Below are 213 nucleotides of genomic sequence, written 5' to 3'. Positions count from 1 at the left end.
GACGTCGGTGTGCGCCAGTCCAGTCCTTCCACGAGCATCGCGAACTGGGCCGCCGTCAGCGTCACCGAACCTTCGCGTGCAATCGTCGGCCAGATGAACCGGCCCTTCTCAAGACGCTTGGCCAGCAGCACCAGGCCCTGGCCATCCCACCAAAGCGCCTTCAGCAGGTCACCCCGCCTGCCGCGGAACAGGAACAGGTGGCCGGAGAACGGA

General features: G+C 66.2%; 1 protein-coding gene. It reads right to left on the bottom strand.

Annotated elements, in window-relative coordinates; translation table 11 throughout:
* Positions 1–213 (bottom strand): IS66 family insertion sequence element accessory protein TnpB (tnpB, locus tag E2C06_RS37220; protein WP_133293451.1); only part of this gene is annotated, 213 nt, incomplete at both ends.

The sequence above is a fragment of the Dankookia rubra genome (genome assembly GCF_004355005.1).
Taxonomy (GTDB): domain Bacteria; phylum Pseudomonadota; class Alphaproteobacteria; order Acetobacterales; family Acetobacteraceae; genus Paracraurococcus; species Paracraurococcus ruber_A.
This window is presented reverse-complemented; position numbering and strand designations above follow the sequence as displayed.